This is a genomic window from Thalassotalea coralli (assembly GCF_055786205.1).
The window spans coordinates 250,191-266,929 of the sequence record NZ_JBVVBK010000003.1; the positions used below are offsets into that span (position 1 = coordinate 250,191).

Genomic DNA, 16,739 nt, shown 5'->3' on the forward strand with positions numbered 1-16,739 from the left:
AACAAAAAAGAAGTAAAGAATAGCTGGAGCATATTAAGTTGAACATTGCAGTACTAAAGCAAAGCATAGCAAATTCCACACTAAATCTCGATAATCCATTGTTATAACTAATAATTTTTACATTCTGTTAACATTTGCACTAAATGCAATGTCCACTGTAATTTTTTGAATCATGCTAAGACTATGCGATTAGTAGGTATGAAAACGTAAAAGTACAACGTTTAAGGAGAGACAATGAGCGGCAGCAAGCAGTCTGAGCAAATAAAATCCCCTCTAGCATACAGCATTGGTATAGGTACAGCCATAGGCGTTAGTTGCGGGGTAGCCATGAATAATTTGCCTGTAGGCTTTGCCTTAGCAATTGCGATTGCTGCGGCGTTTTATTCATCATTGAAAAAGAGCAAAGAGTAGTTAGCTAAAGCGAGAAAGTCCGTATTAGTAAGAAACTTTTCCTCTTAAAGACTTAGTTGCTGATTTTCTTTTTTTTGCATCCACACGCTTAACTTGAGAGCTTCTTGTCGGCTTGGTGGCTTTACGCTTTTTTTGCACGACCATTGCCGACAGTATCAGCGCTTTTAAGCGGTCTAAAGCGTCTTGCTTGTTCATATCTTGAGTGCGGTGAGATTGCGATTTAATGACTATCACCCCGTCACTAGAAATTCGGCTATCCGACAATTTCAACAATCTTTCTTTGTAAATAACAGGCAACGACGAACGCTTAATATCAAAACGCAAGTGGATAGCTGTAGCAACTTTGTTCACTCGCTGCCCCCCGCTGCCTTGAGAGCGAATAGCGTTAAGCTCTATTTCCCACTCTGAAAGGGTGACTGTATTTGAGATTTGTAACATGGTCGAACAAACTATTTCATCAAGGTATTTTTGCTAGTTAACAGTATAAACCTTTTAGTGAATGAAATTCGCTAAATAGAATTAAATCCTTACCAGTGGCAAGTGATTGCCACTTCTTCCTCAATGCTTACCGAAAATTTGACAACTTTTTCCATAAAATTAGTAAAAAACGGACGAGAAAAGCACAGAACACTTAACTTTCTTTACTTTATAGCCTTGGTACAAAACCTGCTATAACCAGCTAGCAAACAAACACGATGAAGCAGTTAACACATAAGGACAGTTCGGTGCTAAGCAATATCAATTATTCTTCACTTGTCGAGTCGGCAAAGATTCAAGGAAAAAGTCATGTCGATTTTAGCCAAACAAAGCGTCAAGAAAGCTATCAAACTGTCGTCAATATGCAAGATACAGTCACTTTATCTGCAGAAGCGAAGGCACTATACGAAGGAAAGCCAGTAGAAAAAATATCACCGATTTATGTTAAGCCCGAAACAGCAGCTTCATTGTTGAGCGCCAATCAAAACACCGAAGATGGCGAGGAAGTGAAAGCACAAAGCAGTGGTGAAAAATTTGCCGAAGTGATGCAAGGAATACTAGATAAGCGTATGGGTATCGATCGCGATAAGCTTAAAGAACTAGACGCCATGATCGAACAAATCGCCAAAGATGAAAATTTAAGCCCTGAAGAAAAAGAAAAAATGATCGAGCAACTTCAACAAATGAAAGAAGAGATGTTAAAAGAAAACCTCGACAATCAAAAATTTGTAAAAGCACAAAATAAGGAACAAGAAGCCTAGTTCTTTGCTGATTGTTAAAAGCTTGCCACATTTAAACAACAGGCTAAGGAAACCTAAACCAAATTTCCTTAGCCTTTTTAAACATTTCCAATTAGGGGTTTTGGTCTAAATAACTGCGATGCGGCGTAGAAAAATTCTTGCCGTTAGCTTCATCCCAGTTAATCGACCAAGTCATCAAACCGCGTAAATTTGGGTGAGCCTGTGCCGGTACATAGTTGCCACACTGGCTTTTCTTAATCAAACAGTCCATGGCTTTATGCACATCGGCAGGCACCGTGTAGCCAGAACTTGCCGAGCTAGTGCCAGAAGGCAATCCAATGGCAACTTGGCTGGCCTTTAATCCAACAAACGAATTACTTGGGCTAGCTGCATTAAACCCAGTGATAAGCATATCAATTAACGCTACATGAAAATCGACGGTCGCGGCGTTATAAATATTGCCGTCGTTACCATACATGGAACCAGTATTGTAATGCTGTACATGCAGAACAGTTAAATCATTCCGTAGCGCGTGAATAAGCGGTAAATACGCTCCCCATATGCCACCAAAATTATTGAGTCCACCTTGTACATAAGCAGTTTCAGGCGCCATTGTTAATATAAAACGACTACCGAATCGCTGTTTCAACGTACGTGTTGCATCGATCAAGTTAACAATTGCTGGTGTTTGAACATTAGTAATCGTATCGCCAGCATCCATACTTAAGGAGCCACCTTCTAGATCAATGTCTAAACCATCAAACCCGTATTTAGCGATTATTTCACCCATGGTTCGAACATAGTTATCTCGCGCAGTAATGGTTTTAAGCTGCAAATGCGCGTTAGCTCCACCTAAAGAAATGAGTACTTTTTTACCTTTCGCTTGTTGGGCTTTAACGCCAGCGATAAAGTCTGCATCTGTGTCGTTAAATGGTGAAAAAGCTACTTCGCCTTCAGCGCCACCTGGTTTATTTTCAGCAAAAGATACGTTGATAAAGTCCCAAGCATTATCAACGTCTTTTATCTTGGTAGTAGTAGACCCATTGTCAAAGTTATGCCAGTAACCAATTAACAAACGTTTAGGTAGTGGATCAGGCGTTGTAGTATCAGAAATGGTCACGCTAGCACTACTGGAATCTGTCATCCCATCGTTGTCAGTTACCGTAAGCGAAGCAACATAATTGCCATTAGCACTGTAACTATGGCTTGGGTTTACCTGATTACTACTAGCGCCATCGCCAAAGCTCCAATCGTAGGTGACAATACTGCCATCAGGATCATTGGAACCTGAACTACTAAAGTTAATGGGGACATTTACATTGCCAATATAAGGACCATTAGCATTAGCGATAGGCGCCAGCGGCCCAGTGTCACAAGCACCTGCATCTTGCCATGCTGATTGCCAATGGCTGCCAGTTCCAGGCGCATAAGCCCAAGCGGCATTCGAGGAACACCAACCGGCAATTTTACATTGATACTTATGATTATTGTTGGCAACTATGTCTCCCACTGCATAGCTATTGCCTACAACATATTGAGTCACGCCACTACAATCATTGCCATTACCCACACTGGAAATAGTGGCGGTGGTGGTTGCTATCGATGTCGCTCCTTGGTTATCTGTCACAGTAAGTGACACGGTGTAAGCACCGATCGCCGAATACGTATAGACAGGGTTTGGTTGGTTACTTGTGCCATTGTCGCCAAATGACCAAGCATAACTCGCAATATTACCATCCGGATCGTTACTACCTTGGCTAGAGAAGCTAATCGCATCACCTAGCAAAGCTTGATAAGGACCATTAATTTGCGCAACAGGGCTAAGGTTTCCACCTCCTCCGCCGTTACACGTACCTAAATTTGTCCACTCCTGCCACTGCCCAGAATATTGCGCAGGATTGTGGTTTTGTGTCCACCAGTTTGCACGATAAGCGACGTTATTGTGCTGAACTTCCGCACCACCAGAGTAAGCTTGGCTCGATGACCAAACACTTAAATTTGAGCAATCAACTGCCAATGCCTCAACACTATAAAAAGTGACTGCAGCCATAGTTATTTGCTTAAAAACTTTATTCATTTCAATTCCCTACATTGATCGAAAAGAAAAGCGAAGAAGAGGCGACCGCTTCTTTAAATTAAATGGTCGCCCCAATTCACTGCGCTAGATAAGTTGTCGGTTAACGCTACAAGCCATTGTTAATAGCCTGAATTAGTTCACCATTCGTGGTGTCACCACTTAACTCCCAGAAGAATGCTCCGCCTAAGCCTTGTTGGTTCATGTAGTTCATCTTCGTACCAATGGTTGCTGGCGTATCGTAACTCCACCAGTTGTTACCGCAGTGTGCATAGGCAGTTCCCGCAATTGTTCCTGTTGCTGGACAAGAGTTTTTCAATACTTTGTAGTCATTTATGCCTGCTTCATATTGACCTGTTGCCGCAGCAGTCGCGCTTCCGCCAGGTGCACTTTGCGTCACACCTGTCCAACCCCTGCCATAAAAGCCAATACCAAGCAGAATTTTACTGGCTGGAACGCCTTTACTCTTAATGCTTTGCAATCCGCTATCAGTATTAAAGTCGCTGATAGGAATCCCTTGGTAACTATAAAGAGGTGAATGTGGCGCTGTTGGTCCTGTTTTGTCCCATGCTCCAAAGAAGTCGTACGTCATCAACATGTAAAAGTCGACGTACTGTGAAGCGCCACCATAATCAGCGGCATTATGTTTCGCGTTGCCTGCGCTAATCGCTGCAGTAACTAACTTATCGCTACCAAATCTATCGCGTAGTGCTTTCATCAATACGCGATAAGAATCAAAACCACTAGTGTCACAGTTTAAGCCACACTCATTTGGGTATTCCCAATCAATATCGATGCCATCAAATACATCTGCCCAACGCGGATCAAACACTAGGTTGTAACATGAGTCAGCGAATGCTGTCGCATTCTGAGCTGCCTGCCCGAAACCACCAGACCAAGTCCAGCCACCAAACGACCAGACAACTTTTAAATTAGGGTACATTTGTTTCAAGCGACGCAACTGGCCAAAGTTGCCGCGCAATGCACCTGCATCCCAGGTATCTGCCACACCATCAACACTATCATTAGCCCCATAGAACTTATCGTAAGCAGCATAACTGTCACCAATCACACATTGACCATTAGTTACATTGCCAAAGGCATACATGATATGTGTTAGTTTTTGCGCTGAGCCACTCGTGTGAATATTTTTCACATGATAGTTGCGATCATAAACGCCCCACTCGACAAAATAGCCGATCAGTTTATCGCCACCATTACCACCGCCAGTGCCCGTAATTATCGCTGATACCGTTGAGGTAGAAGACGCTCCGTCATTATCTGTTACCGTTAGCGATACTGTGTAGTTTCCAGCTTGTGGGTAGCTATAGGTTGGGTTTTCCTGATTGCTCGATGCGCCATTACCAAAGTTCCATTGGTAACTAACGATATTACCGTCGGCATCACTAGAACCGGCGCTTGAAAACACAATAGGCGTATTTTGCTGTGCCGAATATGGGCCATTAACGTTAGCAATTGGCGGTAAATTACCACCGGCTGTTACCGTTACCGCTGTAGTGGATGTGCTTGCGGCACCTTGGTTATCAGTAACGGTTAAGCTTACGGTGAAATTACCAGCAGAAGCGTAAGTGTGGTTTGGATTTGGATCTGTGCTGGTATTGCCATCACCAAAGTCCCACAAATACTGCGCTATGCTGCCATCAGGGTCGCTCGAGCCTGCGCTGCTAAAAGCAATCGCTTGGTTCTCACTACCGGAATAAGGGCCATTGGCGTTGGCTATTGGTTGCTGATTTTCACCGCCAGAACATGCCCCGCTGTCCGTCCACGCATCTTGCCAATGCGCTCCAACACCCGGCTCGTAAGCCCAAGCTGCAGATGAGGAGCACCAGCCAGCAATTTTACAGGAGTATTTTCTGCCGTTATTGCTCACTTCATCATTAGCCGCATAAGCCGTGCCTGCATTGTATTGAGGCACAGAACAATTACCGCCACCGTTATCATCAGTAATTGTCGCAGTAGTATTACTAGCATCAGTAGCACCTTGATTATCGGTTACCGAAAGTGTCACAGAATACGTGCCAGCACTTACATAACTGTGAATAGGACTTGCTTGATTACTGCTATTGCCATCGCCAAAATCCCAAGAATAGCTAGCGATATTGCCATCAGGGTCGTTCGATCCTGTGCTGTCAAAAGCAATATTCGCATTAACTTGACCGCTATATGGCCCATTGGCATTGGCACTAGGTGCTTGATTATTGTTACCGCCGCCATCACAAGTTCCTAAAAGCGACCATTCTTGCCATTGACCAGAGAAATCAGCCGGACTTTGGTTTTGTGTCCACCAATTAGCCTTGTACGCCTTATTGTTTTGTTTTACTTCACTACCACCTTGATACGCCGTAGAGCTATTCCACTCATTCAGGCCACTACAATCGACAGCTTGAGCCATACCACTAATAAATAAGCTCGCGATCAATGTTGTCTTTAACATCGCGAATTTCATTGTAAATTCCTTAATTATTGTTAGTTGTTTATTAGTTCTTTCGCCTTTGCCTTACTCAATGCGTTACCCTATACACATAGGAAGGCAGTCATGAGGAAAAGTACTTATTTACCTAATTTAGGTGTCATTAGCGCAGCAAAAAGCGTTTGTAAAACGAGAGGTGAAACATTGATAAACGGCATCAAAATCCGCAGAGATGAACAAAAAAGCAGCGCTCTAATTTATATTTGTAGATAATTATGACAACGCTGTCAAATTAATTTAATAAAATGTTAACATTTATTTGAGGGGCGCAAGCTAATTACGGAGGTTTATTTAACTAGATATAAAACAGGTGCTATAGCGACTTTAAGCCCTTTAGAAAAACTCAGCCCTAGAAAAGATATGTCTCCTAATTAAGTCGCTAAATTTATTTTGTCTTCTACCACTTTTCGGTAAGTTTTACCGATAGTTATGTCTTTATCACCAATGTATAGGTGGTCTGTATCTATCACATCTACACAAGCAAGATTAACGATACTCGAGCGGTGGACCCGAATAAACTGTTTACTCGGCAACAAAGATTGAATTTTATTCATGCTCATCAGGGCGAGAAAAGGCGTTTTCTGTTCAGTTGTGACAATATTTACGTAATCACCATTCGCTTGAACATACTGTATGTCTTCTATGTTGATACGTTTTTTTATACCATCAATTTTAACAAACAGAAATGAATCTAGATTGTTTTCTGTGGCGACTTGTGGCTTGCCTTTTTTCTCCATGGCTTTAACAAAACGAGCAAAAGATATCGGTTTTAACAAGTAATCAAGTGCGTTCAATTCAAAGGCATCAACAGCAAACGAAGAATGAGCACTCATAAATATTACGTCGGTTGAATGCGGTACCAAGGTAATTAACTCAGTACCTGCAAGTAACGGCATATTAATATCTGATATTACTAAATCAACCTGCTGCTCTTTAGTAAAAGTAAGTGCTTCTAGCGGCTTTTCAAAACAGTGAATATTCTCTACATACGCTAACTGCTCGCAGTACCCTTTAATAATCTCAAGAGATGCTTGCTCATCATCAATGATCACTATGTTCATTACCGCGAACCTCTAATCTTGTGTGAAAAACGCCATTTTCTTGTTCAATAGCTAATACATAATTATTAGGATACAGCATTTCCAGTCGCTGTTTTAAATTTGTAAGACCAAGGCCACCAGCGTCCCCCTCTGTACTTTTGGTTACCGGTATTAAATTTGAAGTGACCAACTCAATACCATCAGCTTTTTGCACAATAGAAATGACAATGTCCTCGTCGGTCGATGCCATCGACCCATACTTGATGGCATTTTCAATCAAAGGCATCAATAACATTGGGTATAGTTGATAGTTTTCATCAGCGATATCCGTCATAAAAACAACAGGCAGCGCTTGATTGAACCTCAATTGCTCCAAAGATAAATAGTCGTTTATTGCCTTAACTTCATGCTGCAATGAAACACGCTCATCCATGTCTTTATAGAGTGAATAGCGCAACAAATTCGATATCAGTAACAAGCCTTGAGCGGTTTCAAGTGCCTGCTCGTTACTCGCTTTGTTATATAGCGCATTAAGCACATTAAACAAAAAGTGAGGAGCGGTTTGCGTTTTAAGTAACGCAACTTCAGCTTGAAGCTTTGCGACTTCCAAAGCAACTAATACTTTACGCTGACATACGCCGTCGTAAATTAGTCTTGCTACTACGCCTAGCACTAAATAAAAAGTGTTAGCTGTAGCATTAGTGATGGACACGAAAAACCAATGAGGTGACTTATCGGATAATTGGTCAAAGAAAAATAACTTATCGATAGCGTTATCAAAAGCAGTAGCGGCAATAACGACAAAACAACAAGCGATCACTCTAATTGCTACCTTAGTGTCTGCGGACTTTCGGGTGATATAAAAACTTCCCAATAATAAAACGCACCAATTTCCCGTTAAATGAAGCCAATACATCTCTTTAAAATAGTGAGTAAACCTAGGATCAGGCGGCGATATTTGTTGCGAAAAAAACCACGTAATTGCGCAAGTAATAATAATGAAAAAGGTAACTGCAGCGGCAACCGACCTGGTAGAAGGAGATTTGCTTAATGCCGCACTAATGTCGTTCATCGGGAATAATGAATCCTTGACCGAAAGAATTGTAACCTTGGTCGATTAGATTACCATAAGCATGTAGCAATTGTTACTTTTCACCTAACAGTCATTAACAAAAAGCACATTACAAATGAATTACTTACATAAGAATCTACTAGTTATATTTTTATTCGTTATCGTTGCGAGTTCAACGAATGCAAATATTTTGCCCGAGCACTTAGTTAACGAGCAACAACAATGCATTCAAGAGACGGATAGCTATGAACAATTTTTACAAACAAGCGCAACTGAATTAATAAGGGCTCGCGGTAAAAAGCCGCAAAAAGCCTTTGTGGAAAAGTTTGCCACTAAACTTAAAAAAGGCTTCTCGCCATCACTTTTTCAAGAAATTAAAACTAATTACCACTGCTATAAATACACCTATATCGTGAAAGGAACAGAGGTAGATGGCTTTTATTTCGCCAAAAAACAAGCGGAAAACAAGGCATCACCTACCATCATTTTTAACCGAGGCGGTAACGGTCGTTTTGGCGAAAACACAAGGTTTTCCATAATAGGCGGTCAGCTAGCCTTGGCAAAAAAAGGCTTTATCGTTTTAGCCAGTAACTATCGCAAACAAGACGAGTTTGGTGGCAAAGACGTGAACGATGTCGTCGCGTTGGTCAACATCGCAGAGCAATTACCTCAAGTGGATAAAAACAAAATCGGCATGTTTGGTGTTAGTCGCGGTGGGCACATGACTTACATGGCAGTAAAGCAACTTCCTCAAATCAAGTCTATTGCCGTATGGGCAGGTGTAAGTGATTTAGAGGCTAGCATTGAAGAGCGACCTGAAATGGAACGTGTCTACAAAGCAAGAATTCCTCAGTACGCCACACAAAAGCAGCAACAATTACAAATGCGTTCAGTTATCCATTGGCTAGATCAACTGCCTGCTAAGCTGCCTATTTTCTTACTGCATGGCGATAGCGATAAGCGTGTTCATGTAAATCAAAGTAAGCGACTAGCTAACGCGCTAGAAGCCAACAACCGTTCCGTTGAATTGAAGATATTCGAGGGCGCTGATCACGGTATGCGACCAAACCGTCAAGAAGCACTAGATGCCGTTGTCACGTGGTTTAGTAAAACACTTTAAACATACTTTCACTGTACTAACTAGCCTAGCAAACACGAACTATTAACCTCCGTTCGTGTTTGCGCGTAAGGTAAAAATACGCAAATTCAGTATTCCCAATCCCTTTGTAGTGCTAGTGAAAATGCGTGTAAAGTGAGTGAATTGTTGAATCTGTAACCAATCTGTTAATTCAGTATCAACAATCTATCAACGCTTCTTTTTTTCGTTGTCATTCACCAAGTTATTGCCTATGCTAGGCTCAACAAGATTGTATACAAAAAGAGAATAAGTATGGTGAATAAAAAACTCAACGTTCTATTTGCAGCAATGTTTTTAACAGCCTGTAACCAAACCGCTCAAGAAGTAAAGTCCCCTAATACAGCCAACACAGCGCAACAATCCTCTTATTCACTGTCAGTTGTGCAAGCGATTCCTAAGCCGTCTGAAATGAAAGCGAATGTTATAACCAACGCTCGTGTTTCAACCTTAGTCGATATTGATGTGGCTTATGTTGGTAAACAAATTCCGTTCACTTACAGTGAAGGAAAAGTGGCTAATACTGAGGGGTTTGAATGGTACGTGAGTAAGCACTTTGCCTTAAAAACAGATTACCCTGCAGAGCGCGCGGAGTTCTTTCTAGAGCTATTAGAGCTTTCTTATCCATACTACGTAGAATATTTTGGTATGGAGCCACCAAACATTGATAACCAGCGTATTGCGTCAACTTACGCAACAAGTAACGACAAGTTACGTATGGCAATGTTTGACGATGGTTTTAACCGTGGTATTCATCATACAGCTGGTGGTGAAGCTATGTACTATAACTGGGTAGGTTATAGCTTCCCAACTGAGCGTCATCAGCATCAGCGTTATATTTCTATTCACGAAACCATGCACTCGTATCAAATGGCGTTAGGTAATTACCCATGGACGCCTTCATGGCATGGCGAAGGATTGGGTGACTCGTTATCAAACCACATCTTTGATAAAGATAAAAAACAGTTAACCGTGTTCGGTCACGATGTACCAATTTTCGATATGATGAGTTGGTCTTTAGATACTTACAAAAAAGAACAACCAACTATTGTTGAGATTCATGATCGCCCGCGTTTCGACCGTGGTTTGAACGTATTATTCGTACAGTTCATGTATAGCAATCCTGAATTTTCACAGTACATGAAAATATACTCGCAAGAAGTTACGCGTCGCCAAACAGCGAGTCGTAAAGAGTCATTAGAAATTTTACAAAGTGTAGTGCCTGATTGGGACAAACTAGAAGCAGACTTTAAAGCTTGGGTTGCTCAAATCGATCAAACTCACGTTGTTGCAACGCGTGGCCCTTGGGAAATTGATGGCAACATGTTCTACAAGCGTAAATCTAGCTACGATTACGCACCTCAACGTGTAGGCTTTTCCATGAAACCAGCAGATAAACCTAGCTACGGCGGTTTGTTAAAGCTAGATTTTCCTGTACAAGATGACAGTGATTTAGTGTTAAAAGCAAAACGTGGCGTCGCAGAGCCAACACTTGCTTACTTACTTGAATTCAAAAAAGACGAAATTAACGACGGTTCAATCGGCATGGCGTTTGGTGTTAAGCAAACTGAAGAAAATGCCAAAGCTATTGAAGAGTCTTACCGCAGTTGGAAAGGTGCAGATACTAACTTAGATGCGCAATATCGTGTTGAAATCAAAGAAGGTAAAACACTTGTTCTTGATGCTCGCACATTAGACGGCGAGCTAGTGGAAATCCCACTACCTGCTGACATAACCTCAAGTATTCGCGCACAAGATCGCGCTGAACTGGGTGTTTCTGTGCAATTCACTAAGTCTGCACTTGTCGTCACTGTTAAAGCGAAAAATGCTGACACTTTTACTCACTCGCAAGCCATTTCATCAGCTCAACATGAACAATTAGTGAACCGCGATTTTGGTTTAGTTGCCGATGGCAACCAACATGGTATTACACCTTATATTGACGATGGTCGTGATTTAAATCCAAATAAACCTGATTACAATAAACAAACTGCGACTAACTACTGGGGTTTTGCTGGTGACAAACTTGCACAACGTTTCGCTCGCGCAAATTGGAAAGCAGGTAAATCAACGCCGGACTCATGGCGAAAAGCATTTGATCGCTTAAACAAAGCGCCATTAAACCCGAATACTGCTGATGCCGAAATTAAAGCCATCGAAGCTATGCTTCCAGCTTTAGTTAAAGACGGTCAAGGCCTAAACGAAGGTCTTGCAGAGCTTTCAGGCGTGCAATTACAAGTTGATTGGTTAGGTACTAGCTTAAAAGGCTTAAAAGAATACGCCATCATTACCAACCATGGTAAGCAGCCAATGAAAGGACAATTAACTTTCACAGTAAATGGCAGCTCTCACAAAGCAGATGTTGCCGCAGCACCAGGTGAAAAAGTTACCGTACTCATTCCACAAGATTTACTTGATAAAGGAAAAATGGTGACTACGGAGCTAGCTCACAACTGGCACGGTGCCGATATTACTCAGTCAATGGAACAAAAAACTAAGAAGTATAACGGCTACGAATTACCAAGTTTGTCGGCGGAATATGTTGATGGCAAACTGGTAATCAACGCGATGCTACACGGTCCATTTGCCGGCAAAACCAAAGGCATGGTGACTTACGATTTCTATCACAGTGGTAAAAAAGAAACCGTCACTGAAGAATTGGAAATTAAACCATATCAAGAAATGGCGCTAAGTCACTCATTCGCGGTAGAAGAGAAAGAACTCGACCACGATGCATGGTATGAAGTAACTGTTGTTGCTGAAGTTGATGGTGAACCTGTGACACTACGCAAACGTTTACCATTTATTCCTGCTAAATTTAATCGTTAATATTTAGGGCGTGTTGATCTTTCGAGGCTATTTTTGCAGCAATTTATCATGTTTTTATACAAGACAGAGCTTATGTCATGTGGTTATTCCACATAAATAAGCGATAACGCAGTAGAAAAGCATGATAAATGCTGTCCTTTGGATTCGTTTAAATGCACTTTTCTCATTGTTACTTGCTCTGTGCGTAGAATAACTATGCGTATCACAAGTGCCGCGATAAAAATGCATTTAATTCGAACAAAATTTAACCCTGAAAGTTCAACACGCCCTAGCAATTCAATAAAAAGTAAAATGCCAGCTTTCCGCTGGCATTTTTTGTTTTAACGCAAGAAAAATCCGACTTTACATTGCGTCTTAGCATCCATGATATAAGCTAAATAATATGCTTTATTCGCTTATTGTTATTCATGGATACGATTAAACAAGTCGCACTTACCTTAACACTGCTAGTTTGCGCATTTCAGCTTTCTGCTACCAATGCTAAATTAACAGATAGTCGCACCGTTTCATTAGTGTCAGATGATGGCCCGCCTCACATGATAAAAGAAACGGATGCGGGTATTGATATTGATATCGTCAAAGCCGTTTTCGCTAAAATGGGAGTCGATACACATCTACAATATGCGCCGTTAGCTCGCGCAAAACTAATGGTTGAGCAAGGAAGAGCAGACGCCACCGTACCGACCTTTTTTCAGCAAGACACCAAGAGTTTCTTTGTGTCCGATCCGGTAATTAACTACAAGCCTACCGTTTTTACGCTAAGCAATAAAAAAGTTAGTTTTGCTTCTCTCAGTGAGATTAAAGGGTTAAAAATCGCGACTTTTCAAGGTGCACAAGGATATTTTGGCGATGATTTTATCAAAATGAGTGCCCAAAACGACTATCGAGAGATGTATGATATGTCTGTTTTTCCCAAACTATTGCTCAGTAATAGAGTCGACGCCATAGTTCTCGATTACTACATTTTCCATTACTTCGCAGCGCTTCATGTACCAGGCTATGAGCCTTCATCGGTTCAAGAGCATTATGTTATCCCTGAAGTACCTGCTGCAGTCGGGTTTCATCAGCGAGCATTACGCGACGCCTTCAATAGCCAATTAACCGCAATGAAGAATAACAATGAAATTCAGCAAATTATTAACAGGTATTTACCCCCTAGAGAAAAAACGCTGGAATAAAATGAATCACAATATCAACAGAAAAGTGGGCAATTATTGCGGCAAATAAGCTATAGCGCCAATAACACCAACCAAATAAGGTGCCGACAACGCAGTTACCAATGATCGTCCCCAAAATAGCTACAGGGGTTATCGAGTCATACTCGTTTAGCTGAGGTATATGAGACAGCGCAAACAAAAGCGCAGCTACCAAGATAACGACCCAAATTACGCCATCACTTGGCTTTTTCTGATTCACCAACCGAGTAGCCGCCCACACTGCTGCGGTCATAACGCCTAAGCGAAACCATACTTCCTCACCAATGCCTGCTCGCAAAGCTACCAAGAAACCACCTATTGGCCCACGAGAGCCAAAAGTAGGTAAGCCGCCTGATATATCAGGCTTCAAAAAGAGGTGCAGCGATACAACAAAAGTACCGACGATTACCCCTAAAATGGCGGCACGAATAATATTACGCCAAATTAGTATCCGTTCATCATCGTTAGCTTTATTGGTAAGTACGTGATAGAAACTTTGCGGCGCTAAGCCTAACGACGCCTTAAACTTTAAACCAAAATAAATACACGGTGCACTTAATAAGGTAAGAAATAGCGTACTGGGCACCAACACAGGAAAAACCGGTTCAGCTTGTTGCCACTGATTATAAGCAAGGCTTGCTAAATTTGAACTAATAGTAGCGAGCAGAATTAACCCAAATAAAGGCCAATTCATATTTGAAGAAAGGGCAGGTTTTTCTATATTTTCAATAGAATACAAAGGCTGCGTCATCATCTTCCCTGTAATTTAAACACATGTATGAATTGCGTTTATTATTACAGGGAAAAGTACGTAAAAATATAAGTAAGATGTAAGTAAATAAAACGAAATTTATCGATGCATTCCTCTTATTGGGTAATTATTGTCAGGATTTCTGATCCAAGCGATACCATTGACTAGGGCTTGAAGCTCTGGCCTTACAAAGGGATTATTCGAAATATCGACTACTTGGATAGTGCCATGTTCATTGACAATGAAAAGCCCAGGTTCGGCAAATGGATGATCCGTCTCTTGTTCAGATCTAGGATCTGAAATATATAACCCCAGTGTTTTCATTTGCTCTAAGCTCAATCCATATGCAATTGGAAAGTCGACGTCTAATCGCGATCTGTGCTCTCTAAGTTGCGCTTCACTGTCACCAGAAACTGCTAAAATATCTACGCCTAAAGCACTAAATTGTTCTTTGTAAGTTTGTAATTGATTCAAATACTTAGTACATAATGGGCAATGTCTCCCTCGATATACCAGTACTAACTGCCAATCCCCTTGTTTTACGGGTACTCCCAAAGGAATGGACTCATCTTTCGACAATGCCACGTTTATTGAGGGAAACGCAGCACCTGCGTGAAGTTTATCTGTATAATTTGACGACATGGCCATTATCCCCTTTAGAAATTATCTTGGATGTGTCGAGTGAAACGGGCTAAATCACTGTCTATATCTGCATTTTTCATTACATCGTAAGCTGCAAACGTAGGTAATGCCGACATACTAAAAAATTTAAAATTCATATGCATTGGCAAAAGCAAATCATCTACAGATTTACCTTCAAAGAATTCATTTGGATCACCAAAGGATTCACTCGGCGCATTAAAGGTCAGAGACAACATGTACTTTTTGCCCGCTAGCGTGCCACCTGTACCGTAGTTTTTTTTAGGCTGTTCAGCTGTGCGTCCATCACCATTACACAAAGCCCCTGCCATACCAGCGGAATAGACATGATCCATATATTTTTTAAATGACCAAGTAACGCCCATCCAATTTACTGGTGTTTGTAGCAAGACATAGTCTGCCCAAAGATGATTTTCGAGCTCCCTATCAACATTTACCTCTTCGGACATAGTTACCACGCGTGTTTCATGACCCTTTTGAGTAAGAATATTCACCGCTTTGTCCACTAGGGTAGCGTTTAAACGCCCTTCAGAAAAAGGGTAGTATTGATGACCATTAATAATAAGAACTTTACTCATTCGCTAATTTTCCTTTTTTTCTGTAAACTCGCTTTTGAATACCGGTCTATTTTAGTAACCTAATTTACTTATTCAATTAGTTAACTTTTAGTAACCTACTTTTTACTCCACCCATTTTGAGATAAAAAACTGATATGCACAGTCTAGTAGAAACTGACAATAACGGTCGAAAAACAGTTAAAAACGCATGCTTGGAGCCATGCGCCATCGAAAAAGGTATGCGATTAATCGGCGGAAAATGGAAGGGATCAATTATTTATCATTTGAAAGATGATCCTGTTCGATTTAATGATTTAGTACGAATGTTAGGTGGCGCTAGTAAGAAAATGGTCGATCAACGTTTAAAGGAATTAGAGCTCGAAGGTATGGTACTAAGAACCGTAATCAACGACAGGCCCATCGCAGTTACTTATGAGTTAACAGAGTTTGGTCGTTCCGCACTTTCCATTTTAGAACAATTGCGAGTTTGGTCTGAATCAAACAACATTGCGTTAACCTAATAAATGCCCAAGCGTCAACTGACACTCGGGCATTTTATCCACGCAAATTGTTAGCAGCAGCTACCTGATTTACAAACATCGTTACTTGGTGAACAAGGTTGGCAACCATTGCCTAGAAACGTATCTTTTGATAAATAGAAGTCTGTGAATTTTTGCTCAAAATCTTCTGCTACAGACTGTTCAGCTAAGCCAGTTTTCATCAACGCTGCTTGCCACTTTTTCACTTTTGGCAAACCCTGTAAAAAGTCATAACCAGTATGGCGTTCAATAATATCGGCGCGATGTAGCAATGTAAGCCAAGCTATATCGACATTGCTCAATACTTCTCCTTTAAAATAAGGGCCTTCACCTAACACTTGTTCCACTTTCGCAAACGCTGTTCTCAGTTTATTGCCGCGTTCGCTTAGTATTTCTGCAGTTGCGCTGCGCATAGCACTACACTGAACTAAGTAATTTTTTGCCGCGAGATAACTCCAAGCGCGATCTTTAGCGCGTTGCTCTGGCGACACGCCTTCTTCTAAAAGAGGCGTTACTTCATCTAAATATTCAATAATAGCGTCAGACTCAAACAACACTTCACCATTATCTGCAATGAGTACAGGTACTTGACCGTTAGGTGAAATATCTAGAAACCATTGTGGCTTGTCTTTTAAACTAATGTACTCAATGTCGTAATCAATACCTTTCGCCGCCAATGCTGCAGTAACACGTTGAACAAATGGGCAAATTTTAAAGCTAATAATTTTCATCATAATATCCTCTTGGTGTATGTGCCCTATAAGACG

The 16,739-nt window shown here is 41.2% G+C and carries 15 protein-coding genes; 6 read left to right on the forward strand and 9 right to left on the reverse strand.

The window, feature by feature from the left end; all coding sequences use genetic code 11:
• The first annotated feature begins 234 nt into the window (after positions 1-234).
• Entirely contained in the window at positions 235-411 is a 177-nt protein-coding gene (locus ACOB80_RS09295; RefSeq protein ID WP_473165545.1) for a hypothetical protein, read from the forward strand.
• A gap of 24 nt (positions 412-435) precedes the next feature.
• On the opposite strand, the gene arfB is transcribed toward ACOB80_RS09295, so the two are convergent.
• On the reverse strand, positions 436-849 hold the full coding sequence (arfB, locus tag ACOB80_RS09300; RefSeq protein ID WP_473165546.1) for an alternative ribosome rescue aminoacyl-tRNA hydrolase ArfB: 414 nt from the start codon (positions 847-849) through the stop codon (positions 436-438).
• 257 nt (positions 850-1,106) lie between these two features.
• On the opposite strand from arfB, the gene ACOB80_RS09305 reads away from it, so the two are divergent.
• Positions 1,107-1,649 carry a YdgA family protein gene (locus ACOB80_RS09305; RefSeq protein WP_473165547.1) on the forward strand — a complete coding sequence of 181 codons (543 nt, stop codon included), beginning with the start codon at positions 1,107-1,109 and terminating at the stop codon, positions 1,647-1,649.
• A gap of 91 nt (positions 1,650-1,740) precedes the next feature.
• Here the strand turns inward: ACOB80_RS09305 and ACOB80_RS09310 are convergent, their stop codons facing one another.
• The 4 genes from ACOB80_RS09310 to ACOB80_RS09325 all read right to left on the reverse strand — a co-directional run bounded on the left by ACOB80_RS09310 (position 1,741) and on the right by ACOB80_RS09325 (position 8,305).
• Positions 1,741-3,705: a PKD domain-containing protein gene (locus ACOB80_RS09310; protein ID WP_473165548.1), complete on the reverse strand. Its 1,965-nt coding sequence runs from the start codon at positions 3,703-3,705 to the stop codon at positions 1,741-1,743.
• Positions 3,706-3,811: 106 nt separating this feature from the next.
• A complete protein-coding gene (locus ACOB80_RS09315; protein ID WP_473165549.1) occupies positions 3,812-6,169 on the reverse strand; it encodes a glycosyl hydrolase family 18 protein in 2,358 nt (785 codons plus the stop codon).
• Between the two features lie 395 nt (positions 6,170-6,564).
• Positions 6,565-7,254 (reverse strand): LytR/AlgR family response regulator transcription factor, encoded by a 690-nt coding sequence (locus tag ACOB80_RS09320; RefSeq protein WP_473165550.1) that lies wholly within the window; start codon positions 7,252-7,254, stop codon positions 6,565-6,567.
• A complete protein-coding gene (locus ACOB80_RS09325) occupies positions 7,235-8,305 on the reverse strand; it encodes a sensor histidine kinase (protein WP_473165551.1) in 1,071 nt (356 codons plus the stop codon). Before ACOB80_RS09325 ends, ACOB80_RS09320 begins: the two co-directional genes overlap by 20 nt.
• A 115-nt stretch (positions 8,306-8,420) precedes the next feature.
• Between ACOB80_RS09325 and ACOB80_RS09330 the strand changes: the two genes are divergently transcribed.
• The 3 genes from ACOB80_RS09330 to ACOB80_RS09340 all read left to right on the forward strand — a co-directional run bounded on the left by ACOB80_RS09330 (position 8,421) and on the right by ACOB80_RS09340 (position 13,447).
• Positions 8,421-9,425: an alpha/beta hydrolase family protein gene (locus tag ACOB80_RS09330; protein WP_473165552.1), complete on the forward strand. Its 1,005-nt coding sequence runs from the start codon at positions 8,421-8,423 to the stop codon at positions 9,423-9,425.
• A gap of 270 nt (positions 9,426-9,695) precedes the next feature.
• Entirely contained in the window at positions 9,696-12,269 is a 2,574-nt protein-coding gene (locus ACOB80_RS09335; protein WP_473165553.1) for a hypothetical protein, read from the forward strand.
• A gap of 407 nt (positions 12,270-12,676) precedes the next feature.
• Positions 12,677-13,447 carry a substrate-binding periplasmic protein gene (locus ACOB80_RS09340; RefSeq protein WP_473165554.1) on the forward strand — a complete coding sequence of 257 codons (771 nt, stop codon included), beginning with the start codon at positions 12,677-12,679 and terminating at the stop codon, positions 13,445-13,447.
• Here the strand turns inward: ACOB80_RS09340 and ACOB80_RS09345 are convergent.
• The 3 genes from ACOB80_RS09345 to ACOB80_RS09355 all read right to left on the reverse strand — a co-directional run bounded on the left by ACOB80_RS09345 (position 13,425) and on the right by ACOB80_RS09355 (position 15,454).
• Positions 13,425-14,216 carry a CPBP family intramembrane glutamic endopeptidase gene (locus ACOB80_RS09345; protein WP_473165555.1) on the reverse strand — a complete coding sequence of 264 codons (792 nt, stop codon included), beginning with the start codon at positions 14,214-14,216 and terminating at the stop codon, positions 13,425-13,427. The genes ACOB80_RS09340 and ACOB80_RS09345 overlap by 23 nt on opposite strands.
• Positions 14,217-14,315: 99 nt before the next feature.
• Complete coding sequence (locus ACOB80_RS09350; protein WP_473165556.1) at positions 14,316-14,858, reverse strand: redoxin domain-containing protein; 543 nt, start codon at positions 14,856-14,858, stop codon at positions 14,316-14,318.
• A 14-nt stretch (positions 14,859-14,872) separates the two neighbouring features.
• The gene (locus ACOB80_RS09355) at positions 14,873-15,454 is read right to left on the reverse strand and encodes an NAD(P)H-dependent oxidoreductase (RefSeq protein WP_473165557.1); all 582 of its coding nucleotides are present in this window, start codon (positions 15,452-15,454) and stop codon (positions 14,873-14,875) included.
• A 134-nt stretch (positions 15,455-15,588) separates the two neighbouring features.
• Here ACOB80_RS09355 and ACOB80_RS09360 point away from each other — a divergent pair, with 134 nt between their 5' ends.
• Positions 15,589-15,954 (forward strand): winged helix-turn-helix transcriptional regulator, encoded by a 366-nt coding sequence (locus ACOB80_RS09360; RefSeq protein WP_473165558.1) that lies wholly within the window; start codon positions 15,589-15,591, stop codon positions 15,952-15,954.
• A gap of 50 nt (positions 15,955-16,004) precedes the next feature.
• Here the strand turns inward: ACOB80_RS09360 and ACOB80_RS09365 are convergent, their stop codons facing one another.
• The gene (locus ACOB80_RS09365; RefSeq protein ID WP_473165559.1) at positions 16,005-16,706 is read right to left on the reverse strand and encodes a glutathione S-transferase family protein; all 702 of its coding nucleotides are present in this window, start codon (positions 16,704-16,706) and stop codon (positions 16,005-16,007) included.
• Positions 16,707-16,739: the final 33 nt, after the last annotated feature.